Genomic DNA, 16,362 nt, shown 5'->3' with positions numbered 1-16,362 from the left:
AGGAAATTATTGCTTGACCTGTGTCTGATATCCAGTCCTTATTAGTATCGAAACCAGACAATGACAATCATGATTCGAGAACACAGATACACCACTAACCAGGACTTGACCCTCAAGAAGTGAACCTTGAGGGTCATTATCGGTGACGTGTTCCCAGGTGTAGAGGGGGAATTGCTGACCATTAGGCATGAGCTGAACATCAGGCAAGGTATCCGACATATAAACCGCGAACTCTTTAGACATCCCGGTTCCGTTTAGTCCCACCGTCAGATTCGGTTGGGCCGGTGTGGGGAAAATATGCGGAAGCTGGTAGATCATGTCATTCATTGACCGATCAAAGTAAACCGCCTGTTTGCAGAAGGGACGGTAGATAGCAGAACGTACCGATTCTGAACGGAAAATATGCAACTTACGTTTATCCAAGTCCCTGTACAACTGCCGGTTCCATGAGATGCGCGTTGGGTCTCCGTTAGCATCTCCTGAAGTTCTAGATTCCTGAACCTCGGTGTTGTAGTTAGAGATCATGCGCTGCATATTCTCAGCGACGGCGGGCTTCGAGAAGTTGTAGCACCATGCGTCCCGGGCAGTGGCAAGACCACGCGAATACTGGATGAACAAGCCAAGCGTATCTGTTTTGCCCTTAGTGACTTTGTCTCCAATCGGCTGGTAAGTAAGGTACCTATCGTCACGCTGGTTGATCCAGTCGCCGTGACTATTCGGGGTAATGACCTCGAAATCGGTGCCAGCAATCGAGTTCTCTTCGCTCAAGACATCGAGTTTTTCTTGCCGGGCCAGATAATCAGCAATCTCGGCATAATGAATCTTGCACGGGCCGGACTTATCGGAAGTTTTGACGAGAACAGTAATAGCGACCCCGGTTCTCGATCCGCTACCAAAAATCTTTCCGCCTTCCTGGCGAGAGCGCTCCCCTTGAGTACGTTGATTCCCCTTCAGGTTATAAACGTAAATATCAGAGAACTCCTCAACCAAACTCAGACGTACTCCGTCCGCGGTATTGCCGTCGATAAAACTGGAGTTTGAAACAAAAGCGATGACACCCTCGGGGCCGATACGGTCAGTTGCCCACCGCAAAGCCCGGTAGTAGGAGTCATAGAGGCTGTTTTTATTGGTTCCCGTTGATCTAGCGGCATACGAGCTTTCGATCTGCTTATCCAAGAATGCATATTTCAGGTTTTGGTTGTTATCGTTCGCGCTCTTCTGCCCGGCAGAGTAAGGCGGGTTCATCACCACAACGCGTATTTTCGCTTCTTTTTGGCGCGCGACGCGCTCCATATTGGCAGCGAAGTCCCCCACCTCGTCAAATCGGTTTTCTTCTTCGTGAATTTGGAACGTGTCCGTCAAGCTGAGGCCAGGGAATTCCACGTACTCATCCCCCGCACCTTGCTCAATCCGAATCTGGCGATAGACCTCTTCGATATTGATAGAAGCAATGTAGTAGCTGAGCAGCACGATTTCGTTAGCGAAAATTTCCCGCAAGTACTTACGTTCCAACTGCTCAGGCTTAATGAGGCCAGATTGCAGGAGCCTGGTTATGAAGGTACCCGTACCCAGGAAGGGTTCGATAATGGAGATCCCCTCATCCCCTAAACTTTTCCCTAGATGACGGCGCAGTGCCACGTCAGCCGAGCGCAAGATATAGTCCACCACCGGGACAGGCGTGAAGACGATGCCCAGGCGGTCTTGCATAGACGGGAATGCTTTCGCGAAGAACTTGTCGTAAAGGGTACGCATGATCTCCTGCTTGCCGTCAAGCGTTGTGACAGCACGGATCTTTTGCGTCATTGCGTCATAAAACTTAGCCAACGGCTCGCGCTCAGTCTCGAACACCTTATTGGTGGCGAGCCGGTCCAAAATGTTCTGCATGGCCTGGCTCACCGGGTTCTGGGAAGTGAATTCCTGAGAGGGGAACATCGCGTCGAACAAAGGCTTCGTGATCAGATGCTGAGCTAGCATTTCAACCGCCTGCGCCCCGTCCACTGCCGGATTGAGGGTTTTCTGCAGGGCCGTAACGAAAGACGTGAAGTAATCCTGATTGATCGGGTCTTCCAGAAGCTGTTCGATTAGGTTGATATAGCGGCTTGCAATATCACCGATATCCTTGCTCCAGTCGTCCCAATACAGCCGGTCCCCAACCTTCTTCACGATTTTCGAGTAGACAGCATCCTTCCATTCGTTGGCCTGGAGGAAGAGCTCCAACTGCATTTGACGGCTATCGGATTCGCCCCCGGGCCCGGAGCCCGAACCACCATCAATAACTTCAGTGTCATCGCCTCCAGCGCTTCCAGAGAACGGATCAACCTTTGGTGCGGGTTTGAGGTCAACGTAGTCAACGATGATGTTTTCCGGGAGCGTGCCGTTGTATTGGCTAGCGTTCAGCTTGGCTTCAAAATCTTCATCGTGGGCGCGGATAGCTTGGAGTACCTGCCATACAACCGCGTAACGCTGGTTATCGCTGAGGGAATCCTCCGGTGTCGTCCCAGCAGGAACCGCAACGGGGAGGATAATATACCCGAATTCTTTTCCTTCAGCCTTACGCATGACCCGGCCAACGGCCTGGATCACATCCACTTGAGAGCGGCGCGGATTCAAGAACAACACCGCGTCCAAGGTCGGCACGTCTACCCCCTCGGAAAGGCAGCGCGCGTTAGTGAGAATCCGGCAGACCGGATGTTCACTCTCCACATCTGTTTTCAGCCAATCAAGAGCTTCCCCGCGCTCAATGGCATTCATCGTTCCATCAACATGACGGCACTGAACACCCAGGTCATCACTGACCTCATTATTCATGAGGTTTCGCAAATGCTTATTGACGAGCTCCGGGAACTCAGATGCGATCTGCTTGGAGGTTTTAATATCCTTCGCGAAGGCAACCGCCCGGTGCATCGGCGTCGTATCACTTCCGTACTGGATGTCCGTGAAACCGCTTTTACGTTTAGCAAGCGCGTTCCAACATCCCACCAGTTTCGCTGTCTCAGGTAGCGGAAGCTCCCCGTAGGTGGCGCCCTGTTGGTAGATCGGGGTGACTTGGTCTTCTGGGATCGCCAGAACAACAACTTTGTAATCGGTGAGCAGACCCAAGCTCACCGCAGTTCCGAACCCGAGGCGGTGGAAGACCGGGCCGAACAACGCGACATCGTCCATAGAGGCGAGGACTGCATCTTTTTCTTTCGCCGCGTCTTTAACTTTCGGATTAAAAATCTTCGGGGTGGCGGTCATATACAAGCGTTTATCAGCCCGCAGGTAGTCGTTATTGTGAACGCGGGTGAAATAGGATTCATCTTCCCCGGTGAGGGTGACGCCGGTGGTGCGGTGGGCTTCATCGCAAATAATCAGATCGAAATCACGCCAATCATTACCGGCCAACTCTTGGGCCTGGTGAACGATATCAATGCTCTGATACGTCGCGAAGATTACCTGGAGTCCACCCCCCCCCCGCGTGCTTAATCAAGGATGCGGCAAGGGTGGCCGGCTTGGTTGTTGGCGGAGTTTTCAAGTCCACCATCGCGATATCCGCCACGTCCTGGCGCTCCTGGCGTTTCCGGTTCACTTTCGTATCTGAGCACACACTCCAGGCGGAGAACGGAACTTGAACTTCAGCAGCCCACTCATTCAAGGTCTGGCTCATCAGCGCGAGGGAGGGAACCATGAACATGATCCGGGCGCTCCCGCCCAAATCATCGGTGAGCCGTTCGGCTATTTTCAGAGCCGTAAATGTTTTACCCGTTCCACAAGCCATAACCAAAGTTCCGCGATCATGATCCTGGAAGCCGGTAAACACATCACGAATCGCGTTGACCTGATGGTCCCGCAGCGTTTTACGCGGCTTGAGCTGCGGAGTTTCGGAAGGTTTCGCGAAAGAATATGTGCTCCAGTCAATATCGGAGTTACGCAAATCGGTAAGGCCGATACGAGTGACGGGTTTGCTCTGGCCTCGGATCGCATCTTCTGCATTAGCTCCCCAGGGCACACCCGTGGTTTCCACGAAAATCCGGCGCTTGAAGGGTTCTTTACCCGAGTCCGCAAGGAAAGAATCAAGCTGGGCCTTACTGATGGTACGGCCCTGCTCGTAGAACTTACATTGGATAGCTACGGCCGGTGTATGCGCGTCTGGTTCGCTGCCATCTTCGGGCATGTCTTCGATATCGATTGCAACCAGATCAATGCCGGTATCGGGCCGTCCGGCCCGCCCGGGCCAGTCACGCCACAGATACACCGCGCCAAATTGGCGGCTCATCTGCGAGTCTTTGAGAAGATATGAGCGGATGAGTTGCTCAAACAAGTTGCCTTGCGCACGTACCGAATCGGATAAATCCCGGTATTCGGCGAGCAGCTCATCGAAAGCGTTTACGCTGCGCGTTGATTCTCGCTGAGCATCCAAAGCATTCGATTCCACCGGAATATCCTGGCCAGATACCTGGACTTTGCTCTCCACGCTTCTCTGAACAGTAGTGAGATTATCGTTTGGGTGCATCTGAGTGCTCATCACATTCCCTTTCCGGGTATCTCGCCAGCAACGATCAACTTCCCTAAGCCTACTGGCAGAACGGAAAACTCATCCACTATTGGCACGTCAATACCGTGGGTTTCGGCTTGACCACGAAAAAGCGGCCCGGGTGGGCCGCTGGTGGTGAGATCGAAGAGAAGCTAGGCGATATTTTCGCGTTCGTCTTGAATCTCAAGGGCATCTTCACGCAGCTTATCGAGGTGCTGGGAAGCATGATGGCCGCAGAAGAAAAGTTCTCCATAAGGCAGGCGTACCCGAACGTAAGCCTGGGCTCCGCAGGCATCGCAACGATCCTGCGCGGTCAAGGGAGCTAATTCAGTCAATGTAGTACTCACATACCTATCAAAGCATAAAAGGGCGCGCTTATTCCTGAGGAGAAGATCACCCCGGGCCCGTGCTCTCGGTAAGCTGAACGCATGGGTGTTTCTCAGGCGCACGGTATTTCTTCTGGCTACGCTGCCCTCGATCTGGAAACCACCGGTTTAGATGCGCGCGCTGACCGGATTGTAGAGATCGGGGTGGTGCTTCTAGATGAGCAAGGCAAGCCGGAGCGCGAATGGGAAAGCCTGGTGAACCCGCTGCGGCCCATGGGAGCTACGGAGATTCACGGAGTACACGCTGCGGAAGTGGCACAGGCGCCGTCGTTCTCACAACTGCTCCCCCACGTGGAACGGTTGCTGCGCGGGCGTATTCTCGTGGCGCATAATGCCCGCTTTGACCTGGGTTTCCTTAACGAGGCTTTTCGCCGCGCCGGAAGCCCGCTACGTATCCCGCTCAGCGCCGCAGTGTGCACGATGGATCTTTCGCGCATTTACGTTCCTGAGGGGCGCCATTCCCTTATGGCCGTGGCCCAGCGTGCGGGAATAGAGATAGAAGAACATCACCGCGCCATCACGGATGCGCGCATGTGCGGGCGGCTCCTGGCGGAATATCTGCGCCGGGAGGCACGCGGAGAGCGCTACGCCACCCATGCTTACAGCCGAGACGGGCGGGAAATAACAGCAGCGGCGTGGGACGATGCTCGCCTCCACGCCGCTGAGATTATTTGGCCCACCCCGCTATTTGAGGTGGAGTTTCCCGGTGTGCGCCGCGCGCGCCGGGAACCTGCCGCGCCTGGTTTTACTCCAGATAGTCGCGCAGCACCTGCGAACGGCTCGGGTGGCGCAGCTTAGACATGGTCTTGGATTCGATCTGGCGAATGCGTTCGCGGGTAACCCCGTAAACCTTGCCGATTTCGTCCAGGGTTTTCGGCTGGCCGTCGGTGAGGCCAAAGCGCATCGAAACCACCCCGGCTTCCCGTTCGGACAGGGTATCGAGAACACGATGGAGCTGCTCTTGGAGCAGGGTGAAGCCGACGGCATCCGCCGGGACCACCGCTTCGGAATCCTCAATGAGGTCACCGAATTCGGAATCGCCATCTTCACCGAGCGGGGTGTGCAGGGAAATGGGTTCCCGGCCGTACTTTTGAACTTCGACGACCTTTTCTTCGGTCATATCCAGTTCTTTCGCCAGTTCCTCGGTGGTTGGTTCCCGCCCGAGTTCCTGGAGCATTTGGCGCTGAACCCGCGCGAGCTTGTTGATGACTTCGACCATATGCACCGGAATGCGGATGGTACGAGCCTGGTCTGCCATAGCACGGGTAATGGCCTGGCGAATCCACCAGGTAGCGTAGGTGGAGAACTTGTAGCCCTTGGCGTAGTCAAACTTTTCGACGGCGCGCACCAGCCCCAAATTCCCTTCCTGAATAAGATCAAGGAAGAGCATCCCGCGGCCCGTGTAGCGCTTAGCCAGGGAAACTACCAGGCGAAGATTCGCTTCGAGCAGGTGGTTCTTGGCGTGCTTGCCATCGCGGGCGATAATCCGCAGTTCACGAATATAGGCGTGATCCTTCTCCTTATCGAGATTGCCCTGATCAAGCAGGTGCTGGGCGTAGAGACCGGCCTCGATCCGCTTGGCGAGTTCCACTTCTTCCGCAGCGTTGAGCAGGGGAACTTTACCGATCTGCTTGAGGTAGTCCTTGACCGGATCCGCGGTGGCACCGGCAACGTGAACGCGCACCGCCGGTTCATCCGAATCATCGGAGTCCTTAACGGTGAACCCACCTCGGGAATTACGCCCGGTTGTTTCTGTTTTAGCGACGCTATCCGTTTCCTTATCGGCTTCGTCCTCTTCTTCTTCCTCGGGCTCCTCTTCGGCGTCCTCAGAATCGTGCTCGGGATCCTCATCATCCTCGAGATCGTCGTCTAGATCCTCGGCATCAACATCTTCAGCATCGACATCGAAATCTTCATCCTCGAGATCCTCATGTTCTTCAGGATCTTCCGGTTCTTCCTGCTTAGCGGTGGCGCGCTTCGAGGTAGCTTTCTTCGCGGTGGAAGCCGTCTTGGATTCGGAGGCCTTCGAAGTTGTCTTCTTCGTAGACGCCTTGCGAGTGGCCGGCTTCTTAGAAGCAGGCTTATCCTCCGTAGCTTCCGTTGCGGCCGCGCTCGCCTCCGCGGCGGACGGTGCCGTTTCCAATGCCTCGCTTTCAGCGACTGCCTTCTTCGCGGACGGTTTCTTCGCCGCGGTGGACTTTGAGGCTGCAGACTTCGCCGCAGCCGACTTCGCGGTGGTGGCCTTCTTCGTGGAAGATGCCGAAGAAGCGGCCTTGGATTCGGAGGCCTTCGATTCGCTTGCCTTAGAGGTGGTCTGCTTAGTGCCCGCCTTCTTGGTAGTGGTGGCCTTGGCTGTACCGGCCTTCTTGGCCGCCGGCTTCTTCGCAGCCGTTGTGCTTTCAGAAGCGGTAGCTGCCGAGGTGGCCGATGCCGTGCGACTGGAGGAGCGAGAGGCCGCCTTCTTCTTCGTACCCGAAGCGGATGCGGAGACCGCGGTGTCCTTTTCCACGGCAGCGGTTTCTTGTGCACTGGCAGACTTTGTGGCCACGTGAGACCTTTCCCTAGTGTTATCAACGAATGCCGAAAACCGGCACGGGGTATCCACCCCAAAGAGCTACTTAGCGGAACGCACCCCACCCACTTTTTGTTCCCCACCCTCCCTAAGGTGCCGATCATCACACGGCATTCTTATCCTCGGCGACTATAGTTGTCCCACTTCCACGCCTGCGTGAACTTCCGCTGCCGCGAACTCCCCCACCGGTGCACATACCTACTTCACGCACCCAGCCACTTAGGCTGCTTGCCTGCCAGGTCCGTACCGGTCCATAGTTTCCGGCTCTCGGTCCAGAGCTTCCGACTCAATATCCTCCGAACCGCACGGTGTAGCCGCTTCACCATGCCCGTCACCATCCGCGTTTCCAGGACCGCCCCTATCCACTTCCGCCTCATCGCTACCACCAGCTTTGGCGCGCGAGCACCTCCCGCCCTCATTCGCGCCTACCAACCAGGGAGGCAATGCGTTCCATTCGGCCGCATCTTTGAGCATGCGCGCCAGGCGCGAGCCTGAATTTATCTCCAGCGCTTCCTGAGCGCGCAGCGCGGTCATGGAATTTTGCCCCACCCACCAGGCTAAATAGGCCGAGCACGCATAGGGGACCTCCACTCCTTCCGGAGCCAGCCGAGCCAATTCATCCAGAAGCGCCATCATCCCTAAAGCCCGCACAATATTGGGACGCTCCCCCACCCCGGTAGCAAAACCCACCGCGGGATCAACGGAAGACATCGGTAACAGCGGATCATGCTCAAGGGAGACCTGCAAGATTTTGTCCCGAATAGGGATGCGTAAGAGCCCGGCCAAGGCTCGCCCCGCTTCGCGGGTGGTGATGCGCGGTGGGCCGGCTTGGCGGCGGCGCACCACCCGAGCAAGGAGCATATCCCAGTGCTCTTCCAGTGCTGTGTCTTCCTCCCCGCGCGCTTCTTCCAAGACTATGGCGGTATTACGCATTCGAGTGGGGCTGGCCTTGACGATATCCCGGCGCGGTTCTTCTTCCAGAGGTGCCGACCCCTTGTAAACGAGAGCAGCCGCCGCCTCGGTAGATTCCAATTCTTCCCAGCGGCAAAATGTTTCTTCTCCCATATCCATAAACCCTTCGTTATCGGCAATAAAAAAATCACAGCTCCACGCATCGCGAGTGCCCGGGTCACCGTCCCAGAGTCGGGAAAGAGCAGCGCAGAGCAGCTCAAGGAGGGCCAGCACCGAAGCAAATTCACGGGTGTGAGCGAAGCGAATAAAACTTGGACAGTAGACCACCGCCACGCAGCTGAACATGCGGCAGGCAGCTACCGTGTCAGTTATTTGCCGGGCAACATAGGGCGAGATAGGGCCGGCACGCAGATCTACCCGAATGAGTGGCGTTTCACCCCCGGCCACGGCAACTTCCGGACGCTGCGAAGATTCCAGCGAACCGAACCATTGCGGTAGTTCCTCACCTTCCGGGCCCAGACCCCGATGCAATTCCGGGCTTCCCCCGAAGAGTACGAAGTGGTGGCGCGGGTGATAGCCCAGCAGATGGGGAATAACAGCGAGGGCATCGCGCGGATGATGAAGTGTGATTGTGTCCATAGGGCTAGATAACCAGCTTCGGCAACCGCGTGCTCGCGAGTGCCGGTACCCTGTGGATGGGGCGCGCACCTCACGGATCTGTGGATAAAAGAAGCGGAGCAGGAGCAATGGAGTGGAGCACTCGCGATTTCACCAACGGGGTTGATAGCCGTATCGAGGCGCGTTTGGATTCCTTGCGTCGCTGGAATCAGCCCGAGGTGGAGGATTTCATCAATACGGTTACCGCACTTGCGGCCGGGGGTAAGCGGACCCGGGCGCGGTTGGTGCGGGCCGGGATGCTGGCCACTCTCCCGGAGCCTACTTGCCCGGATATGGTGGCGGCGGTGCGTTTGGGCGCGGCCGTGGAGCTTTTCCAGCTCGCGGCCCTTATTCACGACGATATTATCGACGCTTCTGCCACCCGCCGCGGGGTCCCCACGGTACATGCGGAGCTGGAGAATTATCACCGCGTATCCGGTTGGGATGGTTCCCCCGAGCGCTACGGTTTCCGCTCCGGTTTGATTGTGGGCGATGCCGTGCTAGCGCTGGCTTCCCAGGAAGCGGTGAGTGCCGGGCGTAGTGCTCCCCTCGAGCCGTTTTTCACCATGTGCGAGGACGTGGGCATCGGCCAATTCCTCGATATCCGCTGCGAATACACCCGCGCGGCTACCCGGGAGGATATCAGCGCGATTATCACGCATAAAACGGTGTCGTATTCCGCACTCTTCCCCCTGCTCATCGGGGCGGCGCTCGCCGAGCCGCCCGAGCCGGAAACAATCGCAGATTTGCGGGCTTTTGCCACGCCTTTCGGTGAGGCCTTCCAATTGCGCGATGACATCCTCGGGATTTTCGGGGATCCAGCTATCACGGGTAAACCTGCCGGTGATGACCTCACCGAAGGGAAAAACACCTTCCTCTTCCTCGAAACGCTGGAGCGGGTCAGCGAGGTGGATGCCCGGTGGCTGCGGTCCTTACGCGGGAAACGGTTGGAGGGCGACGACGTCGCTCGTGCTCAGGCCCTCATGGAGGACTCTGGAGCGCGGGCTCACGTGGAAAACATGATTCGCCACCGTGAAGATCGTGCACGGGCTATCTTGCCGCGCCTGAACGAGGCCGCCCGCGACAGCTTAGGGGAACTCCTCCAGCGCCTGCGTTCACGCACCCACTAGAAGGCCAGGCCGGCGATGACGCGCCGCACCGCGTGGGTGTGCCCGGCAATGAGTGCACCCAGCGGGGTGTCACGTAGTTCCGGTTCGAAGCGCCGCAACCATTCTTGGGCTTCGTCATCGTTATACCCGGCATCGCGCAGGGAAATAATGGTGCCGCGCAGCGAGGGTAGCGGCACGCGCTGCCCGTCTTTCATCACGAATTGTCCCGCGTCGGCGTAGAGGGCGTTATTTTCCCCGCGCCGCACCGCCAGGAAACGGGCATCGCGCAGCTGGGAGCGTACCGTACGCAGATCGGTCTTGAGGTAATCGGCCAGCTCCGGAAGGCTCAACCACGTCACAGTTGTATTCTCTTTTTCCACGCTTCCCATCTTAATGCCGCGGCCGCGCAGGCGCGCAGGTGGGCGAGGGCGCGGCGTCGTCGCCATTACAAAATCGTCACATTCTGGTGACATTTTCACAACAGTGCACTATTGTCACAAGTGGAACAGCGGCCGGGGCGCAATCGAATGTCCCCCGCACCGGCCAGGAAGTGAGAAATGGTGGGATCGAAGGCGAATCTGGCGCGTTTGCGGGCGCAGGTACCGGCCCCGCGCTACGAACTTTCGCACGCGGAAATCGCGGCGCGTTTGAATGCGATTATCGCCCCGAGCCGGGCGGAAACGCAGAAGATGGTGCGTGATACGGCGGCGCTTATGGGCGTCAATCCTCGACTTGCAATGGCGCATGCCTATATCGAATCCGGTTTCAATTCCCGCGCGCTCTCCCCCAGCGGGGCGGCGGGTGTGATGCAGCTGATTCCCGCGGCTTCGCGATGGGCGGGGCGGATGGTCGGCCGGGATCTGGACTGGCTTATTCCCGCGGATAATATCACCGCAGGCGTTGCGATTATCCGCTATTTGCAGCGCCACACCGCCAGTACGCATGAGGCTATTGCCGCCTACTACCAGGGTTTGGCGCGCCTGCGGGAGGCGGGGCCGTACCCGTCTACCCAAAAGTACGTGCTGCGGATCTTGCGCGCAGCTAAGAGTTTCTAAACGCGGCGTTTTGAGGCGGCGCGCTACCCTAGGTGTGTGACTATTCCTTCCCTGCCGTCCGGGTGGCTTGAGGGCCGCTACCGTCTCGACGCCCCGGTGGCGCGCGGCGGGATGGCCACGGTGTACCGCGGCTACGATACGAAGCTCGATCGCGTGGTGGCGATCAAGATTATGCACCCCGACCTAGCGGCCCTTGATGATTTCACCCGGCTCTTCCGGCGGGAAGCCCGGGCGGTCGCCGCGCTGAGTAGCCCGCATATCGTCACCATTTACGACCGTGGGATGTGGAACGACGGCGCAACCGAGCGTGCCTACCTCGTCATGGAATACGTCCCCGGGCCCACGCTGCGCCACGAGCTGGAGCGCCTGGGATCCTTCCAGCTCGGCACCGCCCTGGAGATTTGCGATCAGGTCCTCCAGGGTCTGGCCGCTGCCCACCGGGCCGGCATTATTCACCGGGATATCAAGCCGGAAAATATTTTATTCGACGACGCCTGCCCGCAACCCTCCCCCATTAGCCTTCCCCAGCTCGCCGTGACGGTCACCGATTTCGGACTCGCCCATGCGGTGAGCGCATCCTCGGGGGCGCTGCCGCGCTGGGGAACCCTGGCTTATACCGCACCGGAAATTCTGGAGCAGCGGGCGGCGAGCCCGGCTAGCGATGTTTACGCCACCGGCCTGGTGCTCTTTGAGTTACTTGCCGGGCGCCTGCCCTGGGCCGGATACTCAGCCGCCCAGCTCGCGGCGGCACAAGCGCGGGAAGATTTACCGCGCCTTGCGGGGGATAATCCGTGGTTGCCGGCGGAGGTGGATTCTTTTATCGGGGTGCTCACCGCGAAAAATCCGGCGGATCGCCCGGCAAGCGCCGGAGAGGCCCGCGAATTGCTGCGGGGGCTGCGGGCTAGCATCGCTGATGATGCCGCGCTACGGCGCATTCCGGTCACGCCGCGCCGCCCGCAGCCGGTGCACCGTGAGGATGTGGCTGGCGGTGTTGGTGGCGCTGAACTGGAGACCGCGGCTGCCGCAAGCACGGAGCGCGCCGCCACGCTCAATGCTGGCGCGGATGCAACCGTTCCGGTGCACGCACCTGCGCACCGTGCCCCGTCAGTCCTCCGCCCCACCCGGAAATTAAAGGTGAGCCAGGCTGGCTCGCAACAAGGTACGGCCCGACCGCAGCGCGGCGCGGGAAAACCACGGCAGCGTAGCGCTGGGCGGCGGCGCGCCCGCGCGTGGCGGATTGCCGCCTGGGTATGCGCAATCGCGTTGCTTGCTGGGGCAGGCGGCGCGACGTGGGCTCTCACGGCGGGCCCGTGGGCACGGGTGACGATTCCCGAACTTGCCACCGGGCTCACCCAAACGCGTGGCCAGATGGAGGCCCTCGGGCTAACAGTGGAGACGGAGGTGCGGGGCGGGAGCGGGGCGCTACCGGGTACCGTGCTGGGTAGCGATCCGGAGGCAGGTAGCCGAGTGCGCCCGGGGAGCACGGTTCAACTTCTTATTGCCGGCGCAACCCGTGATGCAGCCGTTCCCGACGTGGCGGATATGGCGGAGGCAGAGGCGCGTGCCGTGCTAGAAAAAGCGGGGTTCCAGGTGCAGGTGCGCTACCGGGAAACCCGGGCGGCCGCGCCGGGCACCGTGTTGCGCCAGGATCCCGGACCGGGAGTGAGTGCTGCCTCCGGGCAGCACATCACCCTCATAATTGCGGCGCGGTAGCCAGGCCGCACTCGCGCTGGCACCCGGTCATTCAGTCACGGGACGCACCCAAGCAGGGCCACTGCGATCCCAGGCTGCGGCGCGCCCCGTTTTACAGGTGGACGTCGCGCAGCATTTCGGCCAGCTGGTAAGCCAGCTCGAGGGACTGCTGGTGGTTGAGACGCGGATCGACCAAGGATTCGTAGCGTTCGGTCAGGGTCTCTTCGAAGATTTCTTCCGAGCCACCCAGCACCTCTGTCACGTCATCCCCGGTCAGTTCCACGTGGATACCGCCCGGATGGCTACCTAAAGCTTCGTGGACCGCGAAGAACCCGCGGATTTCCGCCATGATATCGCTTAAGCGGCGGGTCTTAATTCCATTGGATGCTTTGATGGTATTTCCGTGCATGGGGTCCGAAACCCAGGTAACCGGGCGGCCATCACGCTGCACCGCTTCCACCAGGGGCGGCAGGGCTTCTTCCACGCGACCAGCCCCCATGCGAGTAATGAAGGTGAGTCGGCCCGGTTCGCCTTCCGGATTGAGTTTGTCGATAAGGGCGAGAGCGGTATCTGGCGTCGTCGTCGGACCTAATTTCACCCCGATCGGGTTACGTGCGTGGGAGAACATCTCCACGTGGGCACCGTTGACATCCCGGGTGCGTTCCCCGATCCACAGGAAGTGGGCGGAGGTGAGGTAAGGATCGTGGGTACGCGAATCGATGCGCATCATAATTTCCTCGAAGGGCAGCACCAGGCCTTCGTGGGAAGAATAAATTTGCGTTTCTGCCAGCTGCGCGCCGTCGACCCCGGCCGCGGTCACAAAACGCATAGCGCGATCAATCTCGCTCGCTGTTTTTTCGTACCGCACGTAAGCCGGATTGGCAATAAAACCGCGGTTCCAATCGTGAACCGAACGCAAGTCAGCGAAACCACCGCGCGTGAAAGCACGCATGAGGTTGAGGGTGGCCACCGAGTACAGGTACGCCTCCTCCAAACGGTGCGGATCATGGCGGCGCGCCGCGGCCGTGAATTCGTGCCCGTTAATGGAATCGCCCAAATAGGAGGGCAAGCTGGTATCACCAATAGTTTCGGTGGCCTGGGAGCGCGGCTTGGAGTATTGGCCGGCCATCCGCCCGATTTTCACTACCGGCACCGAAGCCCCGTAGGTCAAAATAACCGACATTTGCAGCAGGGTGCGAACCTTGGCACGGATGCGATCCGCGGTGATTTGCTCGAAAGATTCCGCGCAATCCCCACCCATGAGGACGAAAGCTTCGCCGCGTTGCGCGGCCGCGATACTTTCGCGGAGCCGATCGCATTCACCCGCAAAAACGAGGGGCGGCATTTTCGCCAGGCGCTGCATGACGGCAGCAAGCTCTGCTTCATCCTCGTAATGAGGTTGGTGCAGAGCAGGCTTATCGCGCCAGGCGTGGGCCAGCGCAGCAATTTTATGCGTATCGTCCTCAAACATAATCGAAATCTTAGCCCGGAACGGAGGCGCGGGCAGAATTGCGTCAACGCCATGAGACGCAGCCTGCACGCAAAGGCGCGCACCACACTAAAAATGATCTGCACACAAGCTCGCCCCGCACCAGATAACCGGTACGGGGCGAACATTCACGTGTGGATACGGGGCACCCGGGCAGCCCGGGCCCACGACGCAGCCGCATTAGGCGTGCGGGCGGACCTCCTGGCCGATGGCCTGCATGGTCTCCACGAACCAATCCTGGGTGATATCGAAGGCCTTGTGGCCCTTCACCCGCGGGAAAGCGATATTGGTGAGGACGTTACCGTTCTCCTCATCGTGCCCGATGAGGCCGGGCTTACCTTCCAGGGCGCACTGCACGGCCAGGTCCACCATGCCCTTGATGAGGCGCAGGTCCTCAGCGTTGGCGTGCCAGGCGCGGGAGAAGTACCCGGACTTTTGCACCATGACCTTTTCCGCGCCGAGCTTCTGCGCGAATTGCTCAGCGAACCAGCGGCCCGGATTGACCTTATCGAGCTGGACGTGTCCGAAGGGATCGCGCGGTACTTCCTGGCCGGCGGCCTCCATTTCGGCCACGATTTCATCCACGCCCGCACCCTCGGAAAGGAAGATATTGACGTTGCCGATCTCATCCATAATCTTCTTGAGGCGTTCGGCTTCCCCGCTGATATCCAAGGCCATTTCGGGCAGGAACACGGCGTGCACATCCCAGCGTTCCTTGGTCAAGCCCAGCGCCGGAGCCCATTCCTGCTCCTGGACCCAATCGTGGTAGTACTTGGAGGCCTGCGCGGTAAGGTAGCCGCAATTACGGCCCATGACTTCGTGAACGATGAGCATACGCGGGTTGGAGCGATGCTCACCAATAATATGCTGGGCGTAGAGCGAGGCTTCTTCCGCGGCGGTCCAGGCGCCCAGGGACTGGCGCACCGGAATAATGTCATTATCGATGGTCTTGGGAAGGCCCACCACCACGAGGTGATGCCCGTTTTCTTCCAGGTAGGCGGCCAGATCAGCCGCGGTGGTATTTGTATCATCACCGCCGATGGTGTGGAGCACATCCACGCCATCTTCCACGAGACGCTGGGCGGCGAATTCCAGCGGGTTCACGCCTTCTTCCACGAGGCCACGCTTGACCAGATCCTCGGTATTGGTCAGCTTGACGCGGGAGTTACCGATGGGTGAACCGCCGAAACGGTGCAGGATATGGGCTTGTTCGCGCCCTTCTTTATCGATGGTGATGTAATTCCCGGTGAGCAGCCCGTGGTAGCCATGCTGGTAGGCGATAATTTCCACATCGGGCGCAATTTCCGTATAGCGCTCAATGAGGCCACCCACGGCCGAGGACAAACACGGGGCGAAACCTCCGGCGGTCAAGAGCGCAACGCGGCGGACAGTCATCGTTAACCTTCCGTTTCTGATTGGGGGATTATTCCGCTGTTGATTATACCCGCAGCTATAGTGTCTTTCATGGGAGAAGGACCTACAGGCAGGCACTCGGATAATAGCTTCGATGCGCAATGGGACAAGATCGCGCGCGAGCTGGAAGCCGAGGGTGTGGGAGCGAATATCAATACCACCCGGGATAGTGATGCCGCGCTGCCGCCGGTGGATGTTTCCCCGCGCTACACCGATGCCGCGTGGGCGCTGGGTGGCGGGCGAGCGGCCGGTCCGCGCGATTGGTCCCCGGCGCCGGAAGATTCAGATTTTTCCGACGACGACGCCACTTTCAACCCGGCCTCCCGCGAAGAATATTATGTTCCCCAGGCCCCTGCCCACCGCTACGCGAGCCTCGCCTGGGTGGCCACCGGGGTGCTGGTTCTCATCAGTGCGCTCATGTTTATCGGCCTGCTGCCCGCCCCGCGCCTGACCGCGTTGATCCTGGCCGGTGGAGCCCTGGTGGGCGTTGTGGTCGCCATTATTTTGACGGCACCCGCCCGCGAAGATACCGATCCGTACGACGACGGCGCCCGCCTGTAGCGC

The 16,362-nt window shown here is 59.1% G+C and carries 13 protein-coding genes; 5 read left to right on the top strand and 8 right to left on the bottom strand.

The window, feature by feature from the left end:
• Positions 1-6: 6 nt before the first annotated feature.
• The 3 genes from PWJ82_RS07620 to PWJ82_RS07610 form a co-directional block, all read right to left on the bottom strand.
• Positions 7-3,384: a type ISP restriction/modification enzyme gene (locus tag PWJ82_RS07620; RefSeq protein ID WP_274736083.1), complete on the bottom strand. Its 3,378-nt coding sequence runs from the start codon at positions 3,382-3,384 to the stop codon at positions 7-9.
• 22 nt (positions 3,385-3,406) lie between these two features.
• Positions 3,407-4,453, bottom strand: coding sequence for a DEAD/DEAH box helicase family protein (locus PWJ82_RS07615; protein WP_274736082.1), 1,047 nt, complete (start codon positions 4,451-4,453; stop codon positions 3,407-3,409).
• A gap of 212 nt (positions 4,454-4,665) precedes the next feature.
• Positions 4,666-4,860: a DUF7455 domain-containing protein gene (locus PWJ82_RS07610; protein ID WP_026428827.1), complete on the bottom strand. Its 195-nt coding sequence runs from the start codon at positions 4,858-4,860 to the stop codon at positions 4,666-4,668.
• A gap of 81 nt (positions 4,861-4,941) precedes the next feature.
• Here PWJ82_RS07610 and PWJ82_RS07605 point away from each other — a divergent pair, with 81 nt between their 5' ends.
• On the top strand, positions 4,942-5,697 hold the full coding sequence (locus tag PWJ82_RS07605; protein WP_274736081.1) for a 3'-5' exonuclease: 756 nt from the start codon (positions 4,942-4,944) through the stop codon (positions 5,695-5,697).
• On the opposite strand, the gene PWJ82_RS07600 is transcribed toward PWJ82_RS07605, so the two are convergent.
• Positions 5,645-7,447, bottom strand: a complete 1,803-nt coding sequence (locus tag PWJ82_RS07600; RefSeq protein WP_274736079.1) for an RNA polymerase sigma factor — start codon at positions 7,445-7,447, stop codon at positions 5,645-5,647. The genes PWJ82_RS07605 and PWJ82_RS07600 overlap by 53 nt on opposite strands.
• A gap of 243 nt (positions 7,448-7,690) precedes the next feature.
• The gene (locus tag PWJ82_RS07595; protein ID WP_274736078.1) at positions 7,691-9,022 is read right to left on the bottom strand and encodes a hypothetical protein; all 1,332 of its coding nucleotides are present in this window, start codon (positions 9,020-9,022) and stop codon (positions 7,691-7,693) included.
• A 107-nt stretch (positions 9,023-9,129) separates the two neighbouring features.
• Between PWJ82_RS07595 and PWJ82_RS07590 the strand changes: the two genes are divergently transcribed.
• Positions 9,130-10,170: a polyprenyl synthetase family protein gene (locus PWJ82_RS07590; protein WP_274736077.1), complete on the top strand. Its 1,041-nt coding sequence runs from the start codon at positions 9,130-9,132 to the stop codon at positions 10,168-10,170.
• Here PWJ82_RS07590 and PWJ82_RS07585 read toward each other — a convergent pair.
• Positions 10,167-10,538: an Rv2175c family DNA-binding protein gene (locus PWJ82_RS07585; RefSeq protein ID WP_274736087.1), complete on the bottom strand. Its 372-nt coding sequence runs from the start codon at positions 10,536-10,538 to the stop codon at positions 10,167-10,169. The genes PWJ82_RS07590 and PWJ82_RS07585 overlap by 4 nt on opposite strands.
• Before the next feature lie 168 nt (positions 10,539-10,706).
• On the opposite strand from PWJ82_RS07585, the gene PWJ82_RS07580 reads away from it, so the two are divergent.
• Both PWJ82_RS07580 and PWJ82_RS07575 read left to right on the top strand, forming a co-directional pair.
• Complete coding sequence (locus tag PWJ82_RS07580; protein WP_274736076.1) at positions 10,707-11,204, top strand: lytic transglycosylase domain-containing protein; 498 nt, start codon at positions 10,707-10,709, stop codon at positions 11,202-11,204.
• 36 nt (positions 11,205-11,240) lie between these two features.
• Complete coding sequence (locus tag PWJ82_RS07575; RefSeq protein WP_274736074.1) at positions 11,241-12,917, top strand: protein kinase domain-containing protein; 1,677 nt, start codon at positions 11,241-11,243, stop codon at positions 12,915-12,917.
• Positions 12,918-13,008: 91 nt separating this feature from the next.
• Here PWJ82_RS07575 and PWJ82_RS07570 read toward each other — a convergent pair whose 3' ends face one another.
• Positions 13,009-14,367, bottom strand: coding sequence for a class II 3-deoxy-7-phosphoheptulonate synthase (locus PWJ82_RS07570; protein ID WP_274736073.1), 1,359 nt, complete (start codon positions 14,365-14,367; stop codon positions 13,009-13,011).
• A 198-nt stretch (positions 14,368-14,565) separates the two neighbouring features.
• Complete coding sequence (locus PWJ82_RS07565) at positions 14,566-15,780, bottom strand: pyrophosphate--fructose-6-phosphate 1-phosphotransferase (protein WP_016442634.1); 1,215 nt, start codon at positions 15,778-15,780, stop codon at positions 14,566-14,568.
• A 69-nt stretch (positions 15,781-15,849) separates the two neighbouring features.
• Between PWJ82_RS07565 and PWJ82_RS07560 the strand changes: the two genes are divergently transcribed.
• The gene (locus PWJ82_RS07560; protein WP_274736070.1) at positions 15,850-16,359 is read left to right on the top strand and encodes an SdpI family protein; all 510 of its coding nucleotides are present in this window, start codon (positions 15,850-15,852) and stop codon (positions 16,357-16,359) included.
• Positions 16,360-16,362 lie beyond the last annotated feature (3 nt).

It is taken from the genome of Actinotignum schaalii (assembly GCF_028864145.1).
Classification (GTDB): domain Bacteria; phylum Actinomycetota; class Actinomycetes; order Actinomycetales; family Actinomycetaceae; genus Actinotignum; species Actinotignum schaalii_B.
The sequence above is the reverse complement of the archived record's forward strand: the minus strand, read 5'-3'. Positions and strand labels throughout refer to the sequence as shown.

Excerpts from the sequence above, each read along its gene's own strand:
- PWJ82_RS07570 (WP_274736073.1), bottom strand. The coding sequence starts at position 14,367 with ATGTTTGAGGACGATACGCATAAAATTGCTGCGCTGGCCCACGCCTGG.
- PWJ82_RS07605 (WP_274736081.1), top strand. The coding sequence starts at position 4,942 with ATGGGTGTTTCTCAGGCGCACGGTATTTCTTCTGGCTACGCTGCCCTC.
- PWJ82_RS07580 (WP_274736076.1), top strand. The coding sequence starts at position 10,707 with ATGGTGGGATCGAAGGCGAATCTGGCGCGTTTGCGGGCGCAGGTACCG.
- PWJ82_RS07595 (WP_274736078.1), bottom strand. The coding sequence starts at position 9,022 with ATGGACACAATCACACTTCATCATCCGCGCGATGCCCTCGCTGTTATT.
- PWJ82_RS07565 (WP_016442634.1), bottom strand. The coding sequence starts at position 15,780 with ATGACTGTCCGCCGCGTTGCGCTCTTGACCGCCGGAGGTTTCGCCCCG.
- PWJ82_RS07585 (WP_274736087.1), bottom strand. The coding sequence starts at position 10,538 with ATGGGAAGCGTGGAAAAAGAGAATACAACTGTGACGTGGTTGAGCCTT.
- PWJ82_RS07590 (WP_274736077.1), top strand. The coding sequence starts at position 9,130 with ATGGAGTGGAGCACTCGCGATTTCACCAACGGGGTTGATAGCCGTATC.
- PWJ82_RS07560 (WP_274736070.1), top strand. The coding sequence starts at position 15,850 with ATGGGAGAAGGACCTACAGGCAGGCACTCGGATAATAGCTTCGATGCG.